Here is a 24,136-nt window from a genome sequence, read left to right on the forward strand (position 1 = left end):
AACTTAAATCAACCAGACTATGGGATTTCTAAAGAAATTTAAAGACAAGCTGGGTATTGGCGGCGTTAAAGTAGAGCTAAAAGTACCTGGGCAAATCGCTAAAGATAGCGGCATTATTGAAGGAACGGTAGTACTTACTACTAAAAGCGAACAGGAAGTGGTAGACATTACCGTTCAGCTCCTTGAAGAATACACCACTGGCCGCGGTGACGACAAACAAGAAAAAGAATTCGAATTAGGAGAGGTTAAAGTCCCTGGAGGATTCAGCATTGCTCCCGGAGATACCAAAGAAGTTCCTTTCTCCTTACCCTTCACACTGGTAAAATCCAACGCAGACGACCTAAAGGAAATGGGCGGTGCCCTTGGAACCCTTGGCAAATTGGGCAAATTCGCTAATAACGAAAAGTCCAGCTACTTTGTCGATGCAGAGGCAGATGTAAAAAGCGCTGCCTTGGACCCTTCGGACAAGAAAGAGGTAAAACTAGTCTAACCAAAAATACATTTCGATTTCATGGTAAAGCTTTGCAAGAAAATTGCTGAGGCCAAGTGGTTTCAGAATTTTATCACGATCGCTATTCTCATTGCTGGGGTATTGGTAGGAATTGCTACCTATCCCGAATTTTCTGAAGAACATCACACAACCTTAGAACTGCTCAACAAAATTATCCTTTGGATATTCGTAGCGGAAGTAGTCATAAAGATGGTTGCCGAAGGCAAAAAGCCTTGGCGTTACTTTTATGACGGATGGAATATATTCGACTTCGTTATCGTTGCCGCGGCCTTCTTACCATTTGGTGGAAGTTCGGTAGCCGTACTTCGTTTATTACGTTTGCTACGTGTGCTGAAATTGGTAAAAGCCCTGCCCAAGTTACAGCTATTGGTAAGCGCATTGCTAAAGAGTATCCCTTCTATGGGTTATGTTTCCATTCTACTACTCTTGTTGTTTTACATATATGCGGTTGCAGCGGTTTTCTTCTTTGGGGGCAACGATCCTATACATTTTGAAAACCTACAGCTGTCCATGTTATCCCTGTTTAGGGTAGTTACCCTAGAGGACTGGACAGATGTCATGTACATCAATATGTACGGTTGCGACAACTATGGCTACGGTGGTAGTGAGGCCCTTTGTACCAATCCATCGGCCAGTCCCATTGGTGCAGCCATATTCTTCGTTTCCTTTGTATTACTGGGAACCATGATCATCCTGAATCTTTTTATTGGGGTGATTATGAACGGAATGGACGAAGCGCGTGAAGAAGCAATTGAAGAAGATTTAGTAGCTCCTGAAGATGTTCAGACCAATTTGGGTGAATTGGAGCAGAAACTAGCAGAGATGCAAGCGTTGGTGTTAAAACTGAAGCATCCAGAGCCAGAACCTATTCCTGTAGATGAGGAATAATAAGATCTAGACTTATACTTTTGAAGAGACCCGAGTTTTGAAATTCATGACTCGGGTTTTATTTTTGCCATTAGATGTCGACCTAACCCCATTACACATGCTAAACAACTGGAAACTGCTCATACTGCTATGCCTTACTTTAGGCTTAGCCCCATTTTCGCCCGAGCCACATCTTTGGGGCAAACTGAAATGGCTTTGGGGTGGAGCCGTGGATATGAAGGCCATGGATGTGTTCGATTTAGCTCTTCATTCCTTGCCTTTTTTATTGCTAATTCGATATTTGATTATAAAATCCTTAAAAAGAGAATCAAAATAGATTCGTTTATTGAATTATTCGCAATACTTTAACATCCAAGGCCATTGCAAATATGGTCGAAATTTGCTACTTTTGCGGAACAAATTTCCCGTTCTATGCAAACAAACCCTCAAGTAAATAGTGAGTTATCTTTTGAAGACTTTAAAGCAGAAGTTTTAAACGATTATACGATCGCTGTTACCAGTAGGGAATGTAGTTTGTTAGGCCGAAGAGAAGTACTTACTGGAAAAGCAAAATTCGGGATCTTCGGCGATGGAAAGGAAGTTCCTCAATTGGCATGGGCTAAGGCCTTCAAAAATGGGGACTGGCGAAGCGGATACTACCGCGATCAGACCTTTATGATGGCTATAGGTGAATTGACCATAGAACAATTCTTCGCAGGACTCTATGCCCATACCGATATTAAGGCCGACCCTATGAGTGCGGGTCGTCAAATGGGTGGTCACTTTGGCACCCATAGCTTGAATGAGGACGGAACTTGGAAAAATCTAGCCCAACAAAAAAATAGTAGTGCCGATATCTCTCCAACCGCAGGACAGATGCCCCGTTTATTAGGATTGGCACAGGCTTCTAAGATATTCAGAAACGTTTCCGGATTACAACACAAGACACAATTCTCCATCAATGGGGATGAAGTAGCTTGGGGAACTATTGGAAATGCCAGTACCAGTGAAGGACTGTTCTGGGAAACCATTAACGCTGCTGGTGTATTGCAGGTACCTATGGTGATGTGTGTTTGGGATGACGAATATGGAATCTCCGTACATGCGAAGCACCAAACTACCAAGGAGAACATTTCCGAAATTCTAATGGGCTTTCAAAGAACGGAGGATGCCAAAGGATATGAAATCATCCGAGTAAAAGGATGGGATTATGCTGGATTGGTAGAGGCATTTCAGAAAGCAGGTAAAATTGCCCGTGAAGAACACGTTCCCGTGCTCATGCATGTATTAGAACTTACCCAGCCTCAAGGACACTCTACCAGTGGTTCGCACGAGCGTTACAAAAGCCCTGAAAGATTACAATGGGAAAAGGAGCATGACTGTAACCATAAAATGCGGGAATGGATGATCGCCTCCAATATTGCTACGGCAGAGGAATTGGATCAATTGGAGAAGGACATTAAGAAGAAGGTTAGAAATGGAAAAAAGGCTGCTTGGTCTGCTTTCTTGGCCCCTCAATTGAAGGAACAAGAAGAAGTAGTAACCTTGCTTACCCATTTGGCAGAAAGTAGCCCTAACAAGGTATTTATTGAAAAAATAAAGAATGATCTTGCCGGTAACGACGAGCCCATTCGAAAAGATATCCTTTCCGCCGCACGAAAGGCACTGCGCTATGTGGTAACGGAAGAGACCTCTGAAAAAAGACAGCTTCAGGATTGGATCAACAACTATTTCGAGATCATTCAACCCAAATACAGCGCACACCTTTATTCTGAAGAAGACAACAAAGCAACCCAGATCGCCGAAGTAAAAGCCACCTACGATGCCGATGCCGAAATGGTAGACGGCCGTTTGGTACTTCGTGATAATTTCGATAGCATTTTCAGCAACCACCCAGAGACCTTGGTATTTGGTGAAGATAGCGGAACCATTGGGGATGTGAACCAAGGACTGGAAGGTCTGCAGGAAAAGCATGGCGAATTACGAGTGAGTGATACGGGAATCCGGGAAGCTACCATTTTGGGACAGGGAATCGGAATGGCCATGCGAGGATTGCGTCCTATTGCCGAAATTCAGTACCTCGACTACATACTGTACTGCTTACAGATCATGAGCGACGACTTGGCTACGGTACGCTATAGAACCAATGGACTACAAAAAGCTCCATTAATTGTACGTACCCGTGGACACCGATTGGAAGGCATTTGGCACAGTGGATCCCAGATGGGTGGATTAATTCATTTGTTGCGTGGAATGTATCTGTTGGTGCCACGCGACATGACAAAGGCCGCAGGATTCTATAATACATTACTGCAAAGTGACGAGCCCGCTGTAATTGTGGAATGTCTTAACGGCTATCGTCTAAAAGAAAAGATGCCGAATAACCTTGGAGAACTTCGTACTCCAATCGGCGTTGTGGAAACCGTGAAAGAAGGAACCGATATCACCTTGGTTTCCTACGGAAGTACTTTGCGTATTGTACAAGAAGCTGCCATAGAACTACAGCAAGTGGGAATCGACGCTGAAGTAATCGATACACAGTCGCTACTTCCCTTCGATCTTAACCACGATGTAGTGAAGAGTGTTGCCAAGACCAATCGACTTTTGGTAATCGACGAAGATGTTCCTGGAGGAGCTTCTGCCTATCTATTGCAGCATATCGTCGATGAGCAGAATGCCTACGTACATTTAGACAGTAAACCACAAGCATTGGCAGCGCAGCCGCACCGTCCGGCTTATGGAACGGATGGGGATTATTTCAGTAAGCCTTCGGTAGAAGATGTGTTCGAAAAGGTATATGAGATGATGCACGAGGTAGACCCTTCCTCCTATCCTGCCTTACGTTAAAAGTGGACTTTCGATTTTAATTTTAAAAAGTGTAGGAAAATTACACTTCAACGAATTCTTTGTGTTTTTGTCCATAATTCATCAATAATTCCAAAAAAAATTTGGAAAAGCGAATATTTTTATTGAACATTTACATGTAATAAAGAAAAAACACAAGAATGCTGCGTTCTATTTTCAATAATAATTTGAATAATAACAACGGAAATCCGTAGCAGAAACTTGTACCCTATACTGAACCCGTCAAGTTTCCAGCTTGACGGGTTTTTTTGTGGGATTAAACAATTGATTCATCTAATAAATTTTAAATATCATGTGTGGAATTGTATGTGCATTCGAACTTAAACAGCCCAGTGAAGTACTGAGGCCTCAACTATTATCCATGGCGAAATGTATTCGCCACCGCGGTCCGGATTGGAGCGGAATTTTCGACTCTCCAAAGGCCATTTTGGCTCACGAACGTCTTGCTATCGTGGATCCAACCAGTGGGAAACAACCTTTGTTTTCTCCAGATGGAAATCTGGTTTTGGCAGCTAACGGGGAAATATACAACCATATGGAATTGCGTAAGCAGTTCGAAGGTTCCTACGAATTTCAGACCAAGAGTGACTGTGAGGTAATACTAGCGCTTTACAAAGAAAAAGGAGCTGCTTTCTTGGACGATTTAAACGGAATTTTCGGTTTCGCTGTCTATGATGTAGAAAAAGACGAGTATCTAATCGCCCGTGACCACATGGGTATTATCCCGCTTTATATGGGATGGGACCAAAATGGAACCTTCTATGTGGCTTCCGAATTGAAAGCGTTGGAAGGAGTTTGCACAAAAATTGAACTCTTCCCTCCAGGACACTACCTACATAGCAAAGATGGGGAAATTAAGCGCTGGTGGACCCGCGATTGGATGGACTATGAAAACGTAAAGGACAATGAATCTTCTATCGAGGAGCTTCGTGAGGCATTAGACGCAGCCGTGCACAGACAATTGATGAGTGACGTACCTTATGGAGTACTACTATCTGGTGGACTGGATTCCTCCATTACCTCTGCCCTTGCCAAAAAATATGCCGACAAGCGTATTGAAAGCGGGGATAAAGAAGGCGCTTGGTGGCCACAATTACACTCCTTTGCCATTGGTTTGGAAGGTTCTCCAGACTTAGAAGCAGCTAAAAAAGTGGCGGACCACCTAGATACCGTTCATCACGAGATTAAATTCACCATCCAAGAAGGAATCGATGCCATTAAGGATGTAATCTATCAGCTGGAAACCTATGATATCACCACCGTCCGTGCCTCTACCCCCATGTATCTTATGGCACGTGCGATCAAGGCTATGGGAATTAAAATGGTACTGTCTGGAGAAGGAAGTGACGAAATCTTTGGGGGTTACCTATATTTCCACAAAGCGCCGAATGCAGAAGAATTCCATAAAGAAACCGTAAGGAAACTGGACAAACTACACCAATACGATTGCTTACGCGCAAACAAGTCCCTAGCAGCTTGGGGAATTGAAGGACGTGTTCCCTTTTTAGATAAGGAGTTTATGGACGTAGCCATGCGATTGAACCCCAAGGATAAGATGATTACCCCAGAACGTATGGAAAAGTGGATCCTACGAAAGGCTTTCGAAGATATGCTTCCAGAAAGTGTGGCTTGGCGCCAGAAAGAACAATTTAGTGATGGTGTGGGATACAGTTGGATCGATACGTTGAAAGAGTTGGTTGAAAAGGAAGTAACCGATGAGCAAATGAAAAACGCCCAATATCGTTTCCCGATTCAAACCCCAACGAGTAAGGAAGAATTTTACTACCGTTCCATTTTCGAAGAACATTTCCCAAGCGATACCGCTGCGTTAAGTGTTCCTTCGGTGCCATCGGTGGCTTGTAGTAGCCCTGTGGCCTTGGCTTGGGATGAAAGTTTCCAGAACATGAACGACCCAAGTGGACGTGCTGTAGCCAACGTACATGAAGAAGCCTATTAAAGGTTTTTTGAGTTAAACATAGATGAAAAGACTCCCAAAAAAGGGAGTCTTTTTTTGTTTTTAATAGCTCGATTTTCAGTAAAAATTAATGTTTCTAGACTACTGACCTCGTCATTCTTATTTAATTTTTTGTAACTTAAACAGAAAAATGCGCTTGACAGGTAGCTTCTTACCTCGTCAAATTTGAACAATCAACCTAAAAAATTGCAGTATGAAGAAAATTACATTTCTATTCATTTTCCTGATCTTTACGCTTTGCAGTTATGCAAACGGAGTAATCATTGTAGATGAGGTGCCAGACACCTATTTGCGATTAACGAACACCAATGTCGATGTTACGGTTCAAAATCAAGTAGCTGTAACGGTAACTTCTCAAGTTTTTGTAAATGAACTGGGCGGATCCTATAATATTAGGTACGCATTTCCCATGGCCTCCGAAGCCTCCTACACTCAGTTAAGATGGCGGATAAATGGAGGGGAATGGCTATATGCTGTCTTCGTTCCTGGAGATCCTGGCGATCCCGGTTCTGGGGTAGATATTCCCGACTATTTGGCGAATTACTTAGGAGAAACGCCTGTGTTTTTCCCTTTCGATGACCCTATTGAGGATGGAGATGTCCTAGAGGTCGAATTGTCCTACGTAGAACTTCTTCCTTACAGTTTCAACGAGGTGACATTTTCATATCCCAGCGATTATTCTGCCATTCAACCTGGAATTATTGAAAACTTCCAGACATTCAATCTGGAATTGATTTCGGACAGAACAATCGAGAATATCGTAATGGTAAACAATAACGGAACCATTGTTAATAACGGTAATTTGGCCACTGTCTTTTTGGAAGTAGAAGAAAGTGCTCCCATAGACGACATTCATATCATTTACGAATTGGCATCGGATGAACTGGGAGTTATTCCCTTTAGTACTTTATTGGAACCTGGAACCATTACTTGTGATGAATTGGGAGATGGATTCTTTGGGCTGGTCATTGAACCAGAATCCAATGTCGACACAGAAGTAATAGACAAAAACTTCATTTTAGTTGTAGATAGATCCGGAAGTATGTCTGGTGATAAGATTGTACAGGCAAGGCAAGCTGCAGAATTCATTACCAACAACCTAAACTTTGGAGACTTCTTTAATATTGTCGATTTCTCGAGCGGTGTTTCATCCTTCAGCCCAGAATTGATGGAATACAATACGGCAAATCGCGATGCTGCCTTGGCATATATAGATAATATTTCTGCCGGAGGAACTACAAATATTTCAGATTCACTCATCTTCTCCATTAATCAGTTCGATTCCCTGGATTTAGACAAAGCAAATATCATTGTGTTCTTCACCGATGGACAAGCGACGGCAGGTATTACGGACACTGAGGGTATTCTACAAGCTGTAGAAACGGAAGTACAAAACAATGAAACCGAAATATTCCTATTCACCTTTGGAATTGGGGAAAGTGTGACTCAGGATTTACTAACCAGGCTCGCATTGGAAAATAACGGATTTGTAACCTTCTTAGGAGATGATGAGATTAGTGATGTTATTTCTAATTTCTACCTTACCATTAGAAATCCGGTATTGCTTAATCCCGTGGTGACCATCACCCCGCCAGATGCTATAAACGATTTTTATCCCAATCCCCTTCCCAATTTATATAAAGGGCAACAACTCATTTGGACGGGTCGATATAACACATCGCAAGACATAAACTTAAACCTTGCCGGTTCGGCTTTTAATCAACCTGTAGAATATAGTTTTGATTTTAACCTGACAGATCTTAATGATCCAAATTTTGCGTTCCTACCTAAATTATGGGCCAAAAAGAAAATTGAAAGTTTACTCTTGGAGTACTATTCTTGGCCACAAGGTTCTACCCAAGCTGAGGAAATCTTAGATCTTATCGAAGAAACCAGTATCTGCTATCAAGTATCAAGTCCCTTTACCATACTTAGCGATGGCGGTACATTGTTCTTGGAAAGTGATTTGGAAGGCGATCTTCCAAGTGCAGGTTTCCATCCTAATCCTTTCACAACTTCGACCAAGGCTTACATAGAATTATCGCAACCTGAAAAGATCGTTGTGGAAATTTATTCTATTGACGGGAAACTGATTAAAACCATCGAAATTGATGGAACCTATGGAAGAAATAGTATAGAATGGGACGGAACGGATAACGGAAACAATGAAGTTAATAAAGGCTTGTATGTATACTCCGTTAGTATAGGAAAGCAGAAGAAATATGCCGGAAAAATACTTCGCATATAGCGATCCCCTTTCTAATAACTACAGAAAATATGATAAAAGGGCCTTCATTTTGAAGGCCCTTTTTTATTGCAGAACGCTCAGTCTTAAAACATAAAATATCTCGTAATACTTATATGCAGGCAATAAAAGAAGGGATTGTGGGCATTCTTATGCTACTTTTAGATAGAGAAGTTTCTAATTAACTCATTGCCTTGGACCATTATATAAATGCAGCAGTAGACAATTTTATCTTATCAGCCATCCTAGGCATCATGGGATTATTCCTATTTCTAATTTTACTGAAGTCCCTTTTCAAAAAAGGGTTATTTGCTACCATCAGGAATAGGGAAAGGGACAATTCCTTTATCGATCGATTGGAAAATTACATGATTGAAATGAAACCCTACCGTAAGCCCGAATTATCCCGTCAGGATTTGGCAGAAGGACTTGAGGTTTCTCCCGATTTCCTTACCCAAATGCTGAACAGGAAATTGGAAATGAACTTTAGGGAGTACATTAATCGTTATCGAGTGGAAGAAGTAAAAAGCCTCATCAAAAAAGACCTTTTAAAAGAACAAACTCTAGAAGCCCTTGGATACGCAGCCGGGTTCTCTTCAAGATCTACCTTTTTCAGGGTGTTTAAGACCCTTGAAGGAACTACCCCCTTAAAATATGCTAACACCCTACATAACGACTAAACGACCGCCATTTTCTTGTTTCAAGACTGGAATAAGAAAGGTTTAACGCAAACTCTGCTAAAAATAAGTTAGATTAGCAATTAAAATTTACTTGCTATGAAACATTTATACGCTATTCTTTTCCTTTGTATTAGTCTATCCATTACCGCGCAAACACCATGTGAAAATGGTATGGCGGGTGCATATCCTTGCGATGGATACGACCTTCAGGCCTATATCCCATTCACTGCTATGGGAGCTACCAATGCCAATGATTCTTGGGGTTGGACAGATCCTCTAGATGATAAAGAATATGCCATCGTTGGGCTGAATAACGGAACTGCTTTCATAGACATTTCAGATCCTGTAAATCCAGTTTACTTAGGTAGAATGCCTACGGTAACGGGAACAGCCACAGCAAGGGACATAAAAACATTCAACAATTTTGCTTTTGTGGTAAGCGATAATAATGGAGCCCATGGAATGCAGATATTCGATTTAACGCGTTTACGGAATGTTGCTAGCCCACCCGTGACCTTTACGGAGGATGTACTTTATTCGGACTTCGAAAATGCACACAACTTGGCAATTAATGAAGATACAGGTTATGCATATGCTTGTAGAACTAACCTTTTTGGGGGTGGAGTACATTTCATAGACATTAACGATCCTTTAAACCCGGTCAACGCAGGAGGTGTAGGTGGCATCTTTACACACGATGCACAAATCGTTACCTATAATGGTCCCGATTCTGACTATACAGGTCGTGAAATTTTATTGAGCTTTAATGGATTCGACCAAGACGTAACCATCATCGATATTACTGATAAGTCCAATACTCAGGTTATTTCTAATTTCGACTATACAACCAGCCAACATGCCCATCAAGGATGGCTTACCGAAGATCATCGTTATCTGATTATCGGAGACGAATCGGACGAATTGAATTTAGGTTTCAACACCCGAACCATTATTTTCGATTTGCTGGATTTGGATAACCCAGTAGAATCTTTTGAATACTTTGGCCCTACCAGTGCTACCGATCATAATGGGTATGTTTTAGGAAATAAATACTATCAAGCAAGCTACAATGCCGGAATGCGTGTTATCGACATTACCGATATTGGCAATCAATCCATGACAGAAATTGGTTATTTCGATGTATATCCGGCAAACGATTCTTCTGGATTTAGTGGAGCATGGAGTGTATACCCTTACTTTAATAGCGGCAACATTGTAATTTCTACTTTAGGAAGTCAAGGAGGTTTCTTTTTGGTGAAAGAAAATACCCTTGGTGTGGACTCATTCGCTTCTGATTTAGGTTTTAGCGTCTATCCCAATCCGGTTAGTGATCGGTTGAACATCCAAAACGATGCAGGTATTGAGATTACGACGCTACGTTTGTATGACGTTATGGGACGTCTTATCCAAGAACAAAAGGGGAATCGTTCCGAAATCACCATTCCGTACACTTCTAGCCGTTTCTTATTCCTTCAAATTGACACAGAACAAGGAACCGTTACTAAAAAATTGGTTATAGAAAAATAGACTTGCATTTTAAAAGGTGTTTGAATTTTAAATACCTTTATTTCAATCTAATAGCTGTTCAATGCGAGTCGTACACTACATTCTGCTGTTTTATGTAGCCTCTTGTTTTTTAAGTTGCTCAAACGACGATGATGGAGATCCCATAGTAGATCCTACCCCCGCCTTTAATGCCCCTACCGTAACTGTTATCGCCGTAGATAATGGCAATTTAGTTGAATTGACCGTTGAAGGATCCACAGCTGCCGTAACTAGGGTAGACCTTACCTCAGGTTCGGGGGTTACCCCTAATGATTTTGTAAATGCCAACGAAAACACCCTTACTTGGTTCCGAAGACAGGGGCCCAATTTTAGGGTATGGAAACGGGATTTAGATTCGAAAGAGATGGAAATGTACGATGAAATTTGTTCCATTTCGGCAGAATTCCCAGCCTTTGTGCTAGGGTCCAAGGAAAAAATTGTGGCTTTTTCAGAAATCGACTTCGGTCAAAGCTCCGTAGCCAATATCCGAATCACGGAAAATGGTGAAAATTGTGTGCTTACGCAATTGTTCGACACGGGAATACTATCGGCCACCATATCAGAAGATCTATGGGTATTTCAGAATTCGGGGACTGAAAACACCTTGCAACGAATCAGTCTCGATTCTGGGGAAATAAAAGCAGCTACGGCACTTTCCGAAACTTCGGTAAGCATTACCCAAAATGAGGACAACCTATACGTTTTCTTTAATGATCGCTACCACGTTTACAATGCCAATACACTCTCCCTGTCTAACGTGGTTCCATTTATTCCATCGGCCGGAATATTATTGAACAATGGTTTTTTCACTACGCAGTTTTCGGGAAATCTCATGTTAACATCACTGGATGTTCCACAACCTAGCACACTAACCGATTGGCCTGGAGTTATCGATCTCAGCGATGGCACTTTGGTAAGTGGTGATAATTTGGGCATTTTCCTCGATAGCAATTTGAGACAAACGGAAGGATATGGAGATGTTTCCCTAGAAAATTATACAGTAGATCTAGAAAGTGGTATTATTGCTTATACCTTCTCTAATGGTAGCACACAACATGGTATTCTTTTTACCAATTTCGATGCCGAAATCTTGAAAATTGTGGATTTAGAACTGGCCCCTGCGCAGATTTATCTGACGCAATAAACCGACCCTTAAGGCAACCATTTCTTATCGAAGTTAGGCTTACGCTTTTCTAAGAATGCGTTACGCCCTTCAATCGCTTCATCGGTCATATAAGCCAATCGCGTAGCTTCTCCCGCAAATACTTGCTGTCCTACCATACCATCGTCGGTAAGGTTCATGGCGAACTTCAGCATTTTGATAGATATCGGAGACTTTGCCAACACTTCTTGTGCCCATTCATAAGCGGTTTGTTCCAGCTCATCATGTGGAACCACCGCATTTACCATTCCCATTTCAAACGCTTCCTGTGCACTGTAATTACGGCCTAAAAAGAAAATCTCACGCGCCTTCTTCTGCCCTACCATTTTCGCTAAATAGGCACTTCCATAACCACCATCGAAACTGGTTACATCAGCATCCGTTTGTTTGAAAATAGCATGTTCCTTACTGGCCAGAGTCATATCGCACACCACATGCAGACTATGTCCGCCGCCCACAGCCCAACCAGGAACCACACAGATAACGGCCTTGGGCATAAAGCGAATAAGACGTTGTACCTCGAGGATATTTAATCTATGATAACCATCCTGTCCTACATAGCCTTGATGGCCCCTAGCCTTCTGGTCACCACCGCTACAAAAACTGTACACCCCATCTTTTGGAGAAGGCCCCTCTGCAGATAGCAACACCACCCCAATACTTGTATCTTCTTGGGCATCGTGAAAGGCATCCAATAATTCGGAAGTGGTATGTGGACGAAACGCATTGCGTACTTCTGGCCTATTGAAGGCAATACGGGCCACGCCATCACTTTTTTTATAGGTGATATCGGTATATTCTTTGGCGGTTTTCCAGTTGGGTGTCATCATATTTTTTATTTTAGCTTCAAAGATACTAATTCCCCAGTTCGGGACACTCTATAAAACACCTTAGAAATGATGAAAAAAGCAGTATTGAGTTTGGGAATCCTACTCTTGTCCGCACAATTAATGGCCCAAGAAGCCTATAAATTTACCGATGTAATTGACCTTGAAACCACTCCGGTAATAAGCCAAGGAAGAACAGGAACGTGTTGGAGCTTTTCCAGTACCTCCTTTCTGGAATCTGAAATTATTCGTCTCACTGGGAAGCAAATAGACCTTTCCGAAATGTATACCGTAAGAAACACCTATCCCAAAAAAGCGGAAAACTTTGTCATGCGTCAAGGGAAGGCACAGTTTAGTGAAGGTGGATTGGCACATGATGTCATGAATTCGGTAGCAGAATATGGTTTGGTTCCCCATGAAGCCTTTAGCGGGCTTTTAGCCGACGAAACCTATCACAATCACGCAGAGTTGGCCGCGGTGCTCCGCTCCATGGTAGAAACCTATGTAGACAATCCGGGCAGAAAACTGAGCAAGAAATGGAGAAAGGCCATAGATGGTGTACTATCTGCGTACATTGGAGGCAACCCTACTTCTTTCACCTATGAAGGGAAAAGCTATACCCCGAAGTCATTTTTGGAAATGACCAAGATCGTTCCGGCCGATTATGTAAGCATTACTTCCTTTACCCATGCGCCTTTCTATTCGGAATTCATCTTGAACATTCCCGACAACTGGAGCTACGGAAGTTTTTACAATATACCCTTGGATGAAATGATGGGCGCTATAGATCATGCGTTGGAAAATGGATTTACGGTCGAATTGGATTGCGACGTGAGCGAACGTACCTTCTCTTCTAAAGACGGGGTGGCCATCATCCCGATGAGTGAAGAGAACAATAAAAAAGCACTGCAAGGAATATATCCTGAGAAAAGCATCTCTCAAGAATACCGTCAGGACGAATTCGAAAACTTTACGACCACAGACGATCACCTTATGCACATTACAGGGACTTTGGTAGATCAAAATGGAAGCAAATACTACAAGGTAAAAAATAGCTGGGGTTCAGATAGTTCGAGAAATGCCAATGGAGGTTATGTGTATTTCAGTGAAAGCTATATGCGCCTAAAAACCATTAGCATTACCGTTCATAAAGACGCGGTTCCTAAGGATACAGCGAAAAAGTTAAACTTATAGAACATAGGCAAAGTGGTTCAGTTTTTGCTGCTGAATGTGTAATGAAAAAACTGTGTTATTTTCTATTATTCTTACCTGCGCTGGTGTGGGGGCAATACGATTTTGAAACCCGCTATTTTAAGATCGATGCCACTTCCCTTCCCGATACTTCCTTAGAACCTTCTTTAGATTTGGATTTTGACAGTACCCCCAAATTTCAGAAGAGCATACAGGATTACTTCAAAGTAACAGTAGATAATTATTACCAACCCGTAAGCATGACAGAGGCTTATGCCCAAACCAATGAATATCAGAACAACGGTATTAGTGCAGAGGAACTACAAGCACAATACGGAAACTATTCGGGAGGAACGGCACAGTATGGAGCCGATGGGGCTACTAAAGTAAAAAATACGGTATATAAGGAACAGCGCGGACTGGATTTCTTAGATCCCTGTCCTCCTTTTGGTGTATGTGCACGCTGTGCTCCGTATAGAATTGGGAGGGGTTTTTAAGCTTAAATGAGCTCTATCCCATCTTCCTTAATCACAATCTTTTTATCCTTGTAAAGGCTCCCAATTGCTTTCTTGAAGCTCTTTTTGCTCAATCCAAGCTCATTTTTAATGGATTCGGGATCCGATTTGTCATGCAATGGAAGAAATCCTCCAGCCGCTGCTAGTTCTTCTAGCACATATTGCGCATTGGGTTCGATACTTCGATACCCAGGAGAGTGCAATACCAAATCGATCTTGTTATCGTCTCGGACTTTCTTAACAAAGGCTTTTAAACGATCTCCCGTTCTAATGTCTTCGAAGATATCGTCAATATAAATAAGCCCTTTATGCTTCCCGTTTACAATGGCATTGGCTCCCTTATCGGTAATATGGGTAATCATGATGTCAACCTCGTCAAACTTCTTTACCGTGAGTTCGCTATTGTCCAAAAACTTGTTGGTCTTACTGGTTCCCACAAGACGTTGGGTCTTTTCGTCGAGATATAGATATACGATGTACCAGCTCCCCTGTTTCATAGGACGTGCCTGTTCTTTAAATGGTACGAACAGTTGCTTCACCAATCCCCAATCCATGAATGCACCGAACTTATTCACCGCACTGCATTCCATGTATCCAAACTCGTTCAAAGTAACGTAAGGCTTATCTGTCGTGGCTACAGGACGTTCCTCATTATCCAGGTACACGAACACTTCTATAGTATCGTCCACCTCGAAAGTGTCCGGTTTATATCTATTGGGAAGCAATACTTCGTTCCCTTCTTCATCTCCTAAAAATAACCCAGGGTCGGTTTCCCTAAGTATGGTTAAATCCTGAAATTTTCCTAGCTGTAACATTGGGCGCAAAGATACAATTTAAACCATGGCACGGAACAATAACCGTCTCAATTAAATTTGTAACTTAGAGGCAACTAACCAATTTTTTTATGACCTCGGAAGGCCCCCACAACTTACCCGGGGCTCCACCGTTATTACGGACTATAGAAAGTGCAGTAGCCAAAGTCTGGTTATACGAAAATGTCGTTATTACCGAAGTGGAGCAAGGGGTAAAGATTAACTACAAAAATACCTTCGATCTTCTCGTTAAGGGAGTAAATTATATTGACTATAAGCCATGGGTTTATATTTCACATAGGATACATCCCTATGAAATTGATCCTAAATTCTTCAAGTACATTAATCTAATTCCCTTTCTAAAGGGTGTAGCTATTGTCTATCCTGGAGGATTCGATGCTTCCCTACCCCTCATAGAAAAAGAAGCCATTAAACGAAAAGTAGCTGTTTTCGACGATCTGGGCGAAGCCTACCTGTGGGCACAGGAACTATTGAAAAAGCCTAAGAAATAAATTTGAAGTAATCTATCAACACCTCATCATTCAAAGTGGTCGGAGTAAAAATCTCTAGGATCCGCGGTGTATCTGAATCCTTATAAAAGTCCTGTAGTACTTCCCGAAGCGACACTTCATCGCTGGCCGAAACATAGTTAAATCCAAACATGGTGGCCAAATGTTCTCCAGTAAGACCGTGTTGCGTTTCAAAATACTGCTCGAAATGCTGGGCATCTTTTGCCTTGGGTAAAATCCTAAAAATCCCGCCTCCACTGTTGTTAAGTACAATCATCCGGAAGTTGTTCGGTATATGATCATTCCAAAGGGCATTGCTATCGTAAAAGAAACTTAAATCCCCTGTTATGAAAACTGTCTGTTTGTTCGAAATGTGAGCGGCACCTATGGCAGTGCTCGTGCTACCATCAATTCCACTGGTTCCACGATTACAGAACACCTCGAAAGTAGGATTTAGATCGAACAATTGGGAATACCTAACTGTAGCACTATTGGCCAATTGCAATTGCACATTATTGGGGAGGGTTTCGTACAATAGTGAGTGAACGGTTAAATCGGAAAAAGGGATTTGCCCAAGGTATTCTTCATGCCTACGAGCTCTTTGTTGCTTAACTTTTAACCAAAATTCACGATAACCCCCATTGCCTACTGAATAGTCCTTTTTGAATTCATCAAAAAAGTCATTTACAGCAACCTCAAAATGATGCTTCAAGCAGAAGAAGGTATCATACCCTTGATGCGGCCCGACATGGTAGTGTGCTTGTGGCTGATACTTACGCAAAAACGCCTTTATCTTTTTGGAAACTACCATTCCGCCAAAAGTGAGTAGCATATCCGGTTTTAAGGCATCGAAATCAGCCTCCTCCAATCGCATGATGATCTTGTCAATCGAGGGGAAAAAGTGTTCATGGTGTAAATTGGAAGTGGTTTCTGTAAATACCATAACTCCATCATCACTTCCCAACAACTCAATAATAGAGGCTCCTACTTCATTGGGAGGAAGGGTTCCTACCAAGATCATTTTCCGCTGGGCACCATTCCAATCACTAATGAATTCTTTGTAATGGGTAGGGTTTATCTCCCGTGAGTCATCCTGTTGAAAGTGAGAAGTCCACTGCGTACGGTTTAATGAAATCGTAGGTTCATCAATAATTTCATACAAGGGTTCCGAAAAAGGCACATTGATATGTACGGGCCCTTCTTTCCTAAGAGCAGTGGTTAATGCATTTCCTATTTCTTCTTCATTATAGGATTGAAATTCCTGTCCTTCCTTGCAATTTGCCGAATACAATATATGATTGTCATACACATTTTCTTGACGAATGGTCTGCCCATCCCCAACATCGATCAATTCTTTCGGCCGATCGGCAGAAATGACAACCAAGGGAATATTACTATAAAATGCTTCGGCTACTGCGGGGTAATAATTAAGCAATGCCGACCCCGAAGTACAAACCAAGGCCACGGGTCTTTTGAGTTGTTGTGCCATTCCCATGGCGAAGAAGCCTGCGCAGCGTTCATCTACAATACTATAGCATTTAAAATCGGGATGCTGCGTAAAACCAATGGTTAAAGGGGCATTTCGGGAGCCAGGTGAAATTACGATATGATCAACTCCGGCGGATAAACAAATTTGGGTAACGGTTTGAGAAAGGATCTTCTTCGAAAAATTCATCATCACAAAAATACGAACTACAATATCATTGCGAAAGCATTGGAGCGAGAACCTGCAACATGGTCTGCATTTTGTTCTGGGTTTCCTCCCACTCCTTTTCAGGAACCGAATCTTCGGTAACTCCCCCTCCAACATATAGGTGCGCTGTATCTTCGGAAATTTTCATGCTTCGTAAGTTTACAAACAAATGGGCGAAATTCATGGTGTCTGCTACCGGTCCTAAAAAGCCTGTATAATATTCTCTGTCGTAGCCTTCTTCATTCAGAATAAAATTGTGTGCTACCTCCCTCGGAACCCCACACACCGCAGGTGTAGGATGCAATTTCTTTACCACTTTGGCCAGACCACTTCCGCTTTTTGTTAATACGCCCGTAAAATCGGTGCGTAAATGCACTAGGGATCCCGCCCTGTGGTTTTTGGTCTTGGAGACTTTCACAATGGAAGCTACGTTCTGAAGTCTTTTAGCTATATCGTCGGTAACCCACTGCTGTTCCTCTATTTCCTTGGAGGTCCAATTGGGGGGTTCCCCAGGAACATAGGTTTGGGTACCCGCCAAAGACATGGTACGAAATGCTTTATTTTCTACTGTGAGCAATACTTCTGGAGTGGCTCCCGCCCACCATCCGGACTTGGGATGAAACCAAATGTATCGAAATGCACTTGGGTATAGGGAAAATAAGCGCTTGGTCAAGACAGCTATATCTAAAGAGTCCAAAGGCAATGGGACAGTTCTAGAGGTTACAATTTTGGCTGTCCCCTTTTGGCGAATTGCCTCCAGAGCCTTCCCTACCAAGTTCAGATATGCCGAATGATCCGCTAGTTTCGCCCTTGGATGTACGGAAATGCGCTCTTCCTCCTCACCTTCCCATTCAAAAGAGATTTGAGTACTTTTTGAATCGGGGATGACTAGTATTTCATCTTTTGAAAAAGGAGCAAAAACAAATCCTCCTTCCGAAAAATCCTCGGTGGTATAGGTTTCGGGATCCTTTTGAAAGCTTCCATTTAATGTATTAGACTTAGGAAAAGCGTAAACTACAAAGGGTAAACCGCCGTCGAAATGGGAATTCATGCTATCAACGAGATTGCGGAACTCCATATTAGGCCTTGGGTAATGAAATGGTGGTAAACTTAATCATGGAAACCAATTCGTCCGCTTCATTGGTCACCCGTATCTGCCATAATTGCGTCGTCCTTCCTTTATGCAATACCGTGGCCTTGGCATATACGTATCCCGAACGCACACCTTTTACGTGGTTTGCAGCTATTTCAATCCCACGAACCATGGCATCAGAATCCTTCAAAACAACGAAGGCGGCTGCACTTCCTACGCTTTCTGCCAGAGCTACTGTGGCTCCTCCATGAAGGACACCATCGGGCTGATGTACTTTCGACGTAACAGGCATTCGGGCCGTCAAGGAGTCTTCAGAAACATCAACAAACTCAATTTCAAGGGTTTCCATCAAGGTGTTTTTGCAAATCGCATTGCAACGGGAAAGAATCTCTTCTTTGGAATAGGTCATTGTAAAATTTTACTTTTGTAAAAATACAAAATGCACCCTAATATGATCGTTGAAAAGGACACAAGTTATACCATGACCAGCACCTATTCTGTTGTGAATACATATTCTGAAAAAACCAAGAATGTATGGCTTGTCTTTCATGGAATGGGCTACTTGAGCCGATACTTTGCCCGCTATTTTGAAGGATTAAATCCCGAAGAGAATTTCATCATTGTACCACAAGCTCCTTCCAAATATTATCAAGGGCCTAAATTTAAGCATGTAGGGGCTTCCTGGCTTACCCGTGAGAATACGGTGGCCGAAACCAAAAATGTACTCGCTTATGTGGACAGCATTTGGGAACGGGAAAAACCTGAGCATCTGCCCAATTTTGTTGTTGTGGGATATTCGCAAGGCGTTTCCATTGCCGCAAGATGGCTTTCCAGCAGAAAAATTAGCTGCAATACTTTGGTGCTTCACAGCGGTGCCTTTCCCAAGGAATTAGGCCCGCCAGATTTCGATTATTTACCGGAAGACACCCAAGTAATGTATTTGTATGGAGATAAAGATCAATATGTTACCGAAGCTAAACTGACAGAAGAATCCCTGAAGGGTTCCGAAGTCTTCGGAAACCGGCTTTCTGTAACGGTTTTCGACGGAATCCATGAAGTGAACGTGCCCTTTCTCTCCCAATTGGTTGAAGAATAGAAAATTATATTGTGCATTTCGTCGATTTTTTTTGGCGTTTAACCCCAATAATCGTTTCTTGTAGCTGTATTTGTAAGAAATTACATCAACCTCATAACAATGAAACGAAGACTAACCATCCTTTTCACTTTACTTGTAACCCTTCAAGTATTCGCTCAGGTTCCCAATTCGGAGCTACAAGCGATGAAAGATCTGTATGCACAAACCCAAGGCGATTCCTGGAATCAAAAATGGGATCTTAATGAGCCTGTAGAAAACTGGCCAGGGGTGACTGTAGTAGATAATCATGTAACAGAAATCCGTATGCTGTTCAACAATTTGAACGGTGAACTTCCCAATAGTTTAGAAGCCCTTACCGAATTAAAGGTATTGGAGTTATCCTTCAATAAGATTTCTGGTTCTTTGCCAGAATCTCTAGGAAATCTTGAAAAACTGGAAATTCTTGCCTTAAACGGAAACAGTCTTAGTGGTGAAATTCCGGTGAGTATTGGCAACCTTACTTCCTTAAAACAATTGCACGTTAGTAGTAACCAGCTTACAGGGACTATTCCCTACGCATTGGAAAACTTAACGTCTTTGGAGGTATTCAATGTATTCGATAATAATCTCATAGGCAATGTTCCTTTGGGATTAGGAAAAATAAGAACACTTCGTGAATTTATGGTAGCAGAAAACAACTTTGTAAACGCTAGTGAAATCTCGACCATTTTGCTTGCCAATTCTGCCAACATAAACCTTAATGGAAACACGTTAAATCCATCAGCTAAGTCGATCATCGCCATTGAAACTAGCGACGACGACAACTAATTTTCGTATAGTAAGTTTAATATAGCTAAGGTGTTTTGAGAGTCAAAACACCTTTTTTTATTGTTAAATTTTCATCGAAAACGTTATCGTTTTCAAAGATTTACGAGACTCCGTATTTTATTGTACCTTCTTTTATATATTTAACAAACAATCACTAATCCAACCCTTGCATGTACAACCAAAGCAGAGCGGTCATAGAGCATATTTATCCGCAAATTAATGGGGGAAGTCTTCCCATAAAAGCTGTTGTTGAAGAACTCATTCCGGTAAGTGCCGACATCGTCGCAGATGGCCACGATGTGGTTGCGGCCTCCCTCCTTTTTAAACACGAAAAAGAAAGAAAGTGGAGCGAAGTACGCATGCAACATGAAAGTAACGATCATTGGTCTTCCCATTTTCAGGTTACCAAACAGGGCATCTACACTTTTAAAATTCAGGCTTGGATCGATTATGCCCTCAATTGGCAACATGGTATTGAGCGGAAGATAGACGATGGACAAAGGGTTACTTCAGAACTATTGGAAGGTATAGAATACCTTCAGAACATCATTCCAGATGCCAATGAAGGGGAAAAGGCATACCTAGAACAGCTTGTTTCTTTCTTTGAAGATGAAGACAACTACGATAAGGCGATTGAGGAAGCCATTTCCGATCGGCTGCATAACATTTTTACAAAGTATCCGGAAAAGCATTTGCTAAACGAAAGTCCGGAAAGTCCGGTGTATGTGGATCGGTTAAAGGCCCGTTTCAGTACATGGTACGAATTCTTTCCACGCTCTTCTTCCAAAGAGCCAGGGAAACATGGAACTTTTAAGGACTGCGAACTATTGCTCCCCAGAGTTGCGAAAATGGGATTCGATACGTTGTACTTCCCTCCTATTCATCCCATTGGAGAGGTGAACCGAAAAGGAAAGAACAATACCACCGAGGCCCAAACAGGCGATGTGGGTTCCTGCTGGGGTATAGGCTCCAAACATGGAGGCCATAAAGACATTCACCCCGACTTGGGCAATGAAGCTGATTTTAAATCTTTGGTCGATGCAGCCAAGGCTCAGGGAATTGAAGTGGCGATGGACTTTGCCCTTCAGGCCGCTCCCGATCATCCTTGGGTAAAAGAACATCCAGAATGGTTTAAATGGCGACCCGATGGCACCGTACAATATGCCGAAAATCCACCGAAAAAATATCAAGATATTCTTCCCATTTATTATGAAAGCAAGGATTGGAAGAACTTATGGCAAGAAATGCTGGATACCGCCCTGTATTGGGTAGAGGAGTTTGGCATTATGGTGTTCCGAGTGGATAATCCACACACCAAACCCTTTTATTTCTGGGGTTGGCTTATTGGCGAGGTGAAGAAAAAGCATCCCGATGTGCTCTTCCTTTCGGAAGCCTTTACCAAACCCAAAGTTATGCATCAATTGGCCAAACAAGGGTTCACACAGTCCTACACCTATTTCACGTGGAGAAATAACAAGCAGGAGCTTATTGAATATGTAGAGGAACTTACCCAAACCGATCAGCAGTGGTTTTTCCGACCTAATTTCTGGCCCAATACGCCCGATATTAATCCTTGGGCCTTGCAAGGAGGCAACGAAGCGGTGCATCTTCAGAAATACTTTTTAGCGGCTACATTGAGCTCTAACACGGGTATATATGGTCCCGTATTCGAGCAAATGCACAGTGCAGCCCTTCCCGGAAAAGAAGAATATCTGGACAGCGAAAAATTTCAGATACGCCATTGGGATTGGGAACAAGAGAACAAACTCTCTACGCTCATTTCAAAAATAAATCAGATTCGCAAGGAACAACCTGCCTTACAACAGACCAACAATATCCGTTTCCTTTCCATAGAAAACGACCAACTCTTAGCCTACTACAAATACGATCAGACACGTAAAAATGAAATCCTAGCCGTGGTTAATCTGGATCCTTATTACGCTCAAAACGGATGGGTACAATTGCCCTTGGACGACTTAGGAATCCATGAAGGACAGTCAATTCGCGTGCATGATCTCATTACGGGAAGTAGTTACCATTGGGACAAGGAATGGAATTTTGTGGAGTTGCATCCCGCACTTCCCTTCCATTTGTTCAAAATAGAAAAGTAGTATGGCGAAGTCGGAAACATCGAAAAAGAAGTCGAAAGCGCAATTCAATAGCACTTGGGAAACTCTCATTGAGGATGAAGGATTCATTAAAATGTTCCTTTCAGAAGTGTTGGAAGAGTACATCATAAAACAACGGTGGTATGGAGGTAAATCCAGTACCCTAAAATACATTGAGCTTACCGAATATTTCCGCATTCAGCAAAAGGAAGAAGTCTATTACGGTTTGCTTTTGGAAGTAAACTTTAAGGAGGCCTTTTATCAGCATTACTTCCTTCCTATTGCTTTTGTTACCGACGAAGATTTCGCTAAGGAAGATCGTATCCTATCGCTCACCATTAATGGTGTAAGTGGTTATCTCATCGATGCCATTAACTTGGAATCCTTTAGGAAACTGGTCTTCGAACGCATCCTTACGGCCGAACCAAAGGATACCACACGCGTGCAATACCATCGTGGGGAAAGCCTGAAGGAAACCGAATACAAATCCTCCCGTTTTATGGGGATGGAACAAAGCAACACATCCGTTATCATAAATGATCATTGTGTCATTAAGTTCTTCAGAAGAATCTATCCCAACAAAAATCCGGATTATGAAATGTCCCGTTTCCTTTCGGACAAAAAGGGGTTTCAAAATACGCCAGCTTATCAAGGGAGTCTCAATATTATAGACAGTGACAAATTAATGGTCACCATAGCCCTCATGCAAGAATTAGTGCCCAATCAGGGCGATGCTTGGGAGTACATGCTGGAAAAGATCTTGAAGGTCTTCCATAACCTTTCGGATAAAGGCATTAAGGTCGAAGATCTACCATCTACAGGTATGTTCGAGCGCATGAGTATTCGCGAAGTTCCACCAGAGATTATCGATTGGGCCGGATTGGATGTGTTTTTGAAATTGCAACAATTGGCAGTGCGGACGGCCGAAATGCATATAGCGCTAGGGTCCGAATTTGAAGAAACCTCCTTTACCCCACAACATTTTAATAGGGATTACGAGGTTTGGCTAAAAAATAGACTGCTTTATCAATTTCAGAATCGATTGAACACGGTAGAAAACAACCTTCATAAATTGGATGGATTGGCACTAAAACTGGCCAAGGATTTTCTTTCCCAGAAAAATGAAATACGAAAGCGATTCATGTCTTTCGATTGGCACAAACTGAAAGGAGAGCGCATTCGTGTGCATGGAGACTACCACTTAGGACAGATTCTCGTGAACAATGGTGATTTCTATATTCTGGATTTTGAAGGAGAACCCGAAAGTACTATTCGTGACCGTAGGGTAAAACAACCACCATTAAAGGATGTAGCAGGATTGTTTCGCTCCTTCCATTATGCCATTTATGCGACGATTTTTAATCATGGAGAGGAATTCCCTTATACCCAAGATCAGCTTTTTGAAGCCGGCGAAAAGTTGTACCGTTACTTCATTGCGGTATTCCTAAGAACCTACACCGATATTATACAGGAAGCCAACCTCAACATTGGGTACAATCAAGAACGTATTTTCATGCTGAAACATGCCATGTTAGAGAAGGCCGTATACGAGTTGGGATATGAAATGAATTCCCGTCCCCTTTGGGCAGTGATCCCCTTAGAGGGCATTGCTTCCATTATGAACCAAGAGTAATT

At 42.1% G+C, this 24,136-nt stretch carries 20 protein-coding genes; 15 read left to right on the top strand and 5 right to left on the bottom strand.

The window, feature by feature from the left end:
* Nucleotides 1–19 precede the first annotated feature (19 nt).
* The 8 genes from POV27_RS11215 to POV27_RS11255 all read left to right on the top strand — a co-directional run bounded on the left by POV27_RS11215 (nt 20) and on the right by POV27_RS11255 (nt 11,832).
* Nucleotides 20–490 (top strand): sporulation protein, encoded by a 471-nt coding sequence (locus POV27_RS11215; RefSeq protein WP_272862863.1) that lies wholly within the window; start codon nt 20–22, stop codon nt 488–490.
* 21 nt (nt 491–511) lie between these two features.
* The gene (locus POV27_RS11220; RefSeq protein ID WP_272862864.1) at nt 512–1,399 is read left to right on the top strand and encodes an ion transporter; all 888 of its coding nucleotides are present in this window, start codon (nt 512–514) and stop codon (nt 1,397–1,399) included.
* A gap of 411 nt (nt 1,400–1,810) precedes the next feature.
* Nucleotides 1,811–4,225 carry an alpha-ketoacid dehydrogenase subunit alpha/beta gene (locus POV27_RS11230; protein ID WP_272862866.1) on the top strand — a complete coding sequence of 805 codons (2,415 nt, stop codon included), beginning with the start codon at nt 1,811–1,813 and terminating at the stop codon, nt 4,223–4,225.
* 310 nt (nt 4,226–4,535) lie between these two features.
* A complete protein-coding gene (asnB, locus tag POV27_RS11235; protein WP_272862867.1) occupies nt 4,536–6,200 on the top strand; it encodes an asparagine synthase B in 1,665 nt (554 codons plus the stop codon).
* Nucleotides 6,201–6,411: 211 nt separating this feature from the next.
* Nucleotides 6,412–8,466, top strand: a complete 2,055-nt coding sequence (locus tag POV27_RS11240) for a VWA domain-containing protein (protein WP_272862868.1) — start codon at nt 6,412–6,414, stop codon at nt 8,464–8,466.
* 191 nt (nt 8,467–8,657) lie between these two features.
* Nucleotides 8,658–9,143 carry a helix-turn-helix domain-containing protein gene (locus POV27_RS11245; RefSeq protein ID WP_272862869.1) on the top strand — a complete coding sequence of 162 codons (486 nt, stop codon included), beginning with the start codon at nt 8,658–8,660 and terminating at the stop codon, nt 9,141–9,143.
* Nucleotides 9,144–9,239: 96 nt separating this feature from the next.
* Nucleotides 9,240–10,670: a choice-of-anchor B family protein gene (locus POV27_RS11250; protein WP_272862870.1), complete on the top strand. Its 1,431-nt coding sequence runs from the start codon at nt 9,240–9,242 to the stop codon at nt 10,668–10,670.
* Between the two features lie 61 nt (nt 10,671–10,731).
* Complete coding sequence (locus POV27_RS11255) at nt 10,732–11,832, top strand: hypothetical protein (RefSeq protein ID WP_272862871.1); 1,101 nt, start codon at nt 10,732–10,734, stop codon at nt 11,830–11,832.
* A gap of 8 nt (nt 11,833–11,840) precedes the next feature.
* Here the strand turns inward: POV27_RS11255 and POV27_RS11260 are convergent, their stop codons facing one another.
* On the bottom strand, nt 11,841–12,680 hold the full coding sequence (locus tag POV27_RS11260; protein WP_272862872.1) for a 1,4-dihydroxy-2-naphthoyl-CoA synthase: 840 nt from the start codon (nt 12,678–12,680) through the stop codon (nt 11,841–11,843).
* A gap of 69 nt (nt 12,681–12,749) precedes the next feature.
* Between POV27_RS11260 and POV27_RS11265 the strand changes: the two genes are divergently transcribed.
* Nucleotides 12,750–13,871: a C1 family peptidase gene (locus POV27_RS11265; protein ID WP_272863252.1), complete on the top strand. Its 1,122-nt coding sequence runs from the start codon at nt 12,750–12,752 to the stop codon at nt 13,869–13,871.
* A gap of 41 nt (nt 13,872–13,912) precedes the next feature.
* Complete coding sequence (locus POV27_RS11270; protein ID WP_272862873.1) at nt 13,913–14,365, top strand: hypothetical protein; 453 nt, start codon at nt 13,913–13,915, stop codon at nt 14,363–14,365.
* A gap of 2 nt (nt 14,366–14,367) precedes the next feature.
* On the opposite strand, the gene POV27_RS11275 is transcribed toward POV27_RS11270, so the two are convergent.
* Nucleotides 14,368–15,198, bottom strand: coding sequence for a CvfB family protein (locus POV27_RS11275; protein ID WP_272862874.1), 831 nt, complete (start codon nt 15,196–15,198; stop codon nt 14,368–14,370).
* 89 nt (nt 15,199–15,287) lie between these two features.
* Between POV27_RS11275 and POV27_RS11280 the strand changes: the two genes are divergently transcribed.
* Complete coding sequence (locus tag POV27_RS11280) at nt 15,288–15,707, top strand: hypothetical protein (protein WP_272862875.1); 420 nt, start codon at nt 15,288–15,290, stop codon at nt 15,705–15,707.
* On the opposite strand, the gene menD is transcribed toward POV27_RS11280, so the two are convergent.
* The 3 genes from menD to POV27_RS11295 are packed head-to-tail and all read right to left on the bottom strand — an operon-like array spanning nt 15,697 to nt 18,899.
* The gene (menD, locus tag POV27_RS11285; protein WP_336375834.1) at nt 15,697–17,382 is read right to left on the bottom strand and encodes a 2-succinyl-5-enolpyruvyl-6-hydroxy-3-cyclohexene-1-carboxylic-acid synthase; all 1,686 of its coding nucleotides are present in this window, start codon (nt 17,380–17,382) and stop codon (nt 15,697–15,699) included. The two genes, POV27_RS11280 and menD, sit on opposite strands and share 11 nt — an antisense overlap.
* A gap of 22 nt (nt 17,383–17,404) precedes the next feature.
* The gene (locus tag POV27_RS11290; RefSeq protein WP_272862876.1) at nt 17,405–18,448 is read right to left on the bottom strand and encodes an isochorismate synthase; all 1,044 of its coding nucleotides are present in this window, start codon (nt 18,446–18,448) and stop codon (nt 17,405–17,407) included.
* A gap of 28 nt (nt 18,449–18,476) precedes the next feature.
* On the bottom strand, nt 18,477–18,899 hold the full coding sequence (locus POV27_RS11295; RefSeq protein ID WP_272862877.1) for a PaaI family thioesterase: 423 nt from the start codon (nt 18,897–18,899) through the stop codon (nt 18,477–18,479).
* Between the two features lie 42 nt (nt 18,900–18,941).
* On the opposite strand from POV27_RS11295, the gene POV27_RS11300 reads away from it, so the two are divergent.
* From POV27_RS11300 to POV27_RS11315, 4 genes are all read left to right on the top strand, one after another.
* Complete coding sequence (locus tag POV27_RS11300) at nt 18,942–19,586, top strand: alpha/beta hydrolase (protein ID WP_272862878.1); 645 nt, start codon at nt 18,942–18,944, stop codon at nt 19,584–19,586.
* A 99-nt stretch (nt 19,587–19,685) separates the two neighbouring features.
* The gene (locus POV27_RS11305; RefSeq protein WP_272862879.1) at nt 19,686–20,393 is read left to right on the top strand and encodes a leucine-rich repeat domain-containing protein; all 708 of its coding nucleotides are present in this window, start codon (nt 19,686–19,688) and stop codon (nt 20,391–20,393) included.
* 170 nt (nt 20,394–20,563) lie between these two features.
* Complete coding sequence (locus POV27_RS11310) at nt 20,564–22,504, top strand: alpha-1,4-glucan--maltose-1-phosphate maltosyltransferase (protein WP_272862880.1); 1,941 nt, start codon at nt 20,564–20,566, stop codon at nt 22,502–22,504.
* 1 nt (nt 22,505) lies between these two features.
* Complete coding sequence (locus POV27_RS11315; protein ID WP_272862881.1) at nt 22,506–24,134, top strand: maltokinase N-terminal cap-like domain-containing protein; 1,629 nt, start codon at nt 22,506–22,508, stop codon at nt 24,132–24,134.
* Nucleotides 24,135–24,136 lie beyond the last annotated feature (2 nt).

It is taken from the genome of Aureisphaera galaxeae (genome assembly GCF_028561275.1).
Classification (GTDB): Bacteria; Bacteroidota; Bacteroidia; order Flavobacteriales; family Flavobacteriaceae; genus Aureisphaera; species Aureisphaera galaxeae.

Excerpts from the sequence above, each read along its gene's own strand:
- POV27_RS11260 (WP_272862872.1), bottom strand. The coding sequence starts at position 12,680 with ATGATGACACCCAACTGGAAAACCGCCAAAGAATATACCGATATCACC.
- POV27_RS11230 (WP_272862866.1), top strand. The coding sequence starts at position 1,811 with ATGCAAACAAACCCTCAAGTAAATAGTGAGTTATCTTTTGAAGACTTT.
- POV27_RS11315 (WP_272862881.1), top strand. The coding sequence starts at position 22,506 with ATGGCGAAGTCGGAAACATCGAAAAAGAAGTCGAAAGCGCAATTCAAT.
- POV27_RS11240 (WP_272862868.1), top strand. The coding sequence starts at position 6,412 with ATGAAGAAAATTACATTTCTATTCATTTTCCTGATCTTTACGCTTTGC.
- asnB (WP_272862867.1), top strand. The coding sequence starts at position 4,536 with ATGTGTGGAATTGTATGTGCATTCGAACTTAAACAGCCCAGTGAAGTA.
- POV27_RS11275 (WP_272862874.1), bottom strand. The coding sequence starts at position 15,198 with ATGTTACAGCTAGGAAAATTTCAGGATTTAACCATACTTAGGGAAACC.
- POV27_RS11270 (WP_272862873.1), top strand. The coding sequence starts at position 13,913 with ATGAAAAAACTGTGTTATTTTCTATTATTCTTACCTGCGCTGGTGTGG.
- POV27_RS11290 (WP_272862876.1), bottom strand. The coding sequence starts at position 18,448 with ATGAATTCCCATTTCGACGGCGGTTTACCCTTTGTAGTTTACGCTTTT.
- POV27_RS11300 (WP_272862878.1), top strand. The coding sequence starts at position 18,942 with ATGATCGTTGAAAAGGACACAAGTTATACCATGACCAGCACCTATTCT.
- POV27_RS11280 (WP_272862875.1), top strand. The coding sequence starts at position 15,288 with ATGACCTCGGAAGGCCCCCACAACTTACCCGGGGCTCCACCGTTATTA.
- POV27_RS11305 (WP_272862879.1), top strand. The coding sequence starts at position 19,686 with ATGAAACGAAGACTAACCATCCTTTTCACTTTACTTGTAACCCTTCAA.
- POV27_RS11220 (WP_272862864.1), top strand. The coding sequence starts at position 512 with ATGGTAAAGCTTTGCAAGAAAATTGCTGAGGCCAAGTGGTTTCAGAAT.
- POV27_RS11310 (WP_272862880.1), top strand. The coding sequence starts at position 20,564 with ATGTACAACCAAAGCAGAGCGGTCATAGAGCATATTTATCCGCAAATT.
- POV27_RS11250 (WP_272862870.1), top strand. The coding sequence starts at position 9,240 with ATGAAACATTTATACGCTATTCTTTTCCTTTGTATTAGTCTATCCATT.
- menD (WP_336375834.1), bottom strand. The coding sequence starts at position 17,382 with ATGATGAATTTTTCGAAGAAGATCCTTTCTCAAACCGTTACCCAAATT.
- POV27_RS11265 (WP_272863252.1), top strand. The coding sequence starts at position 12,750 with ATGAAAAAAGCAGTATTGAGTTTGGGAATCCTACTCTTGTCCGCACAA.
- POV27_RS11255 (WP_272862871.1), top strand. The coding sequence starts at position 10,732 with ATGCGAGTCGTACACTACATTCTGCTGTTTTATGTAGCCTCTTGTTTT.
- POV27_RS11295 (WP_272862877.1), bottom strand. The coding sequence starts at position 18,899 with ATGACCTATTCCAAAGAAGAGATTCTTTCCCGTTGCAATGCGATTTGC.
- POV27_RS11215 (WP_272862863.1), top strand. The coding sequence starts at position 20 with ATGGGATTTCTAAAGAAATTTAAAGACAAGCTGGGTATTGGCGGCGTT.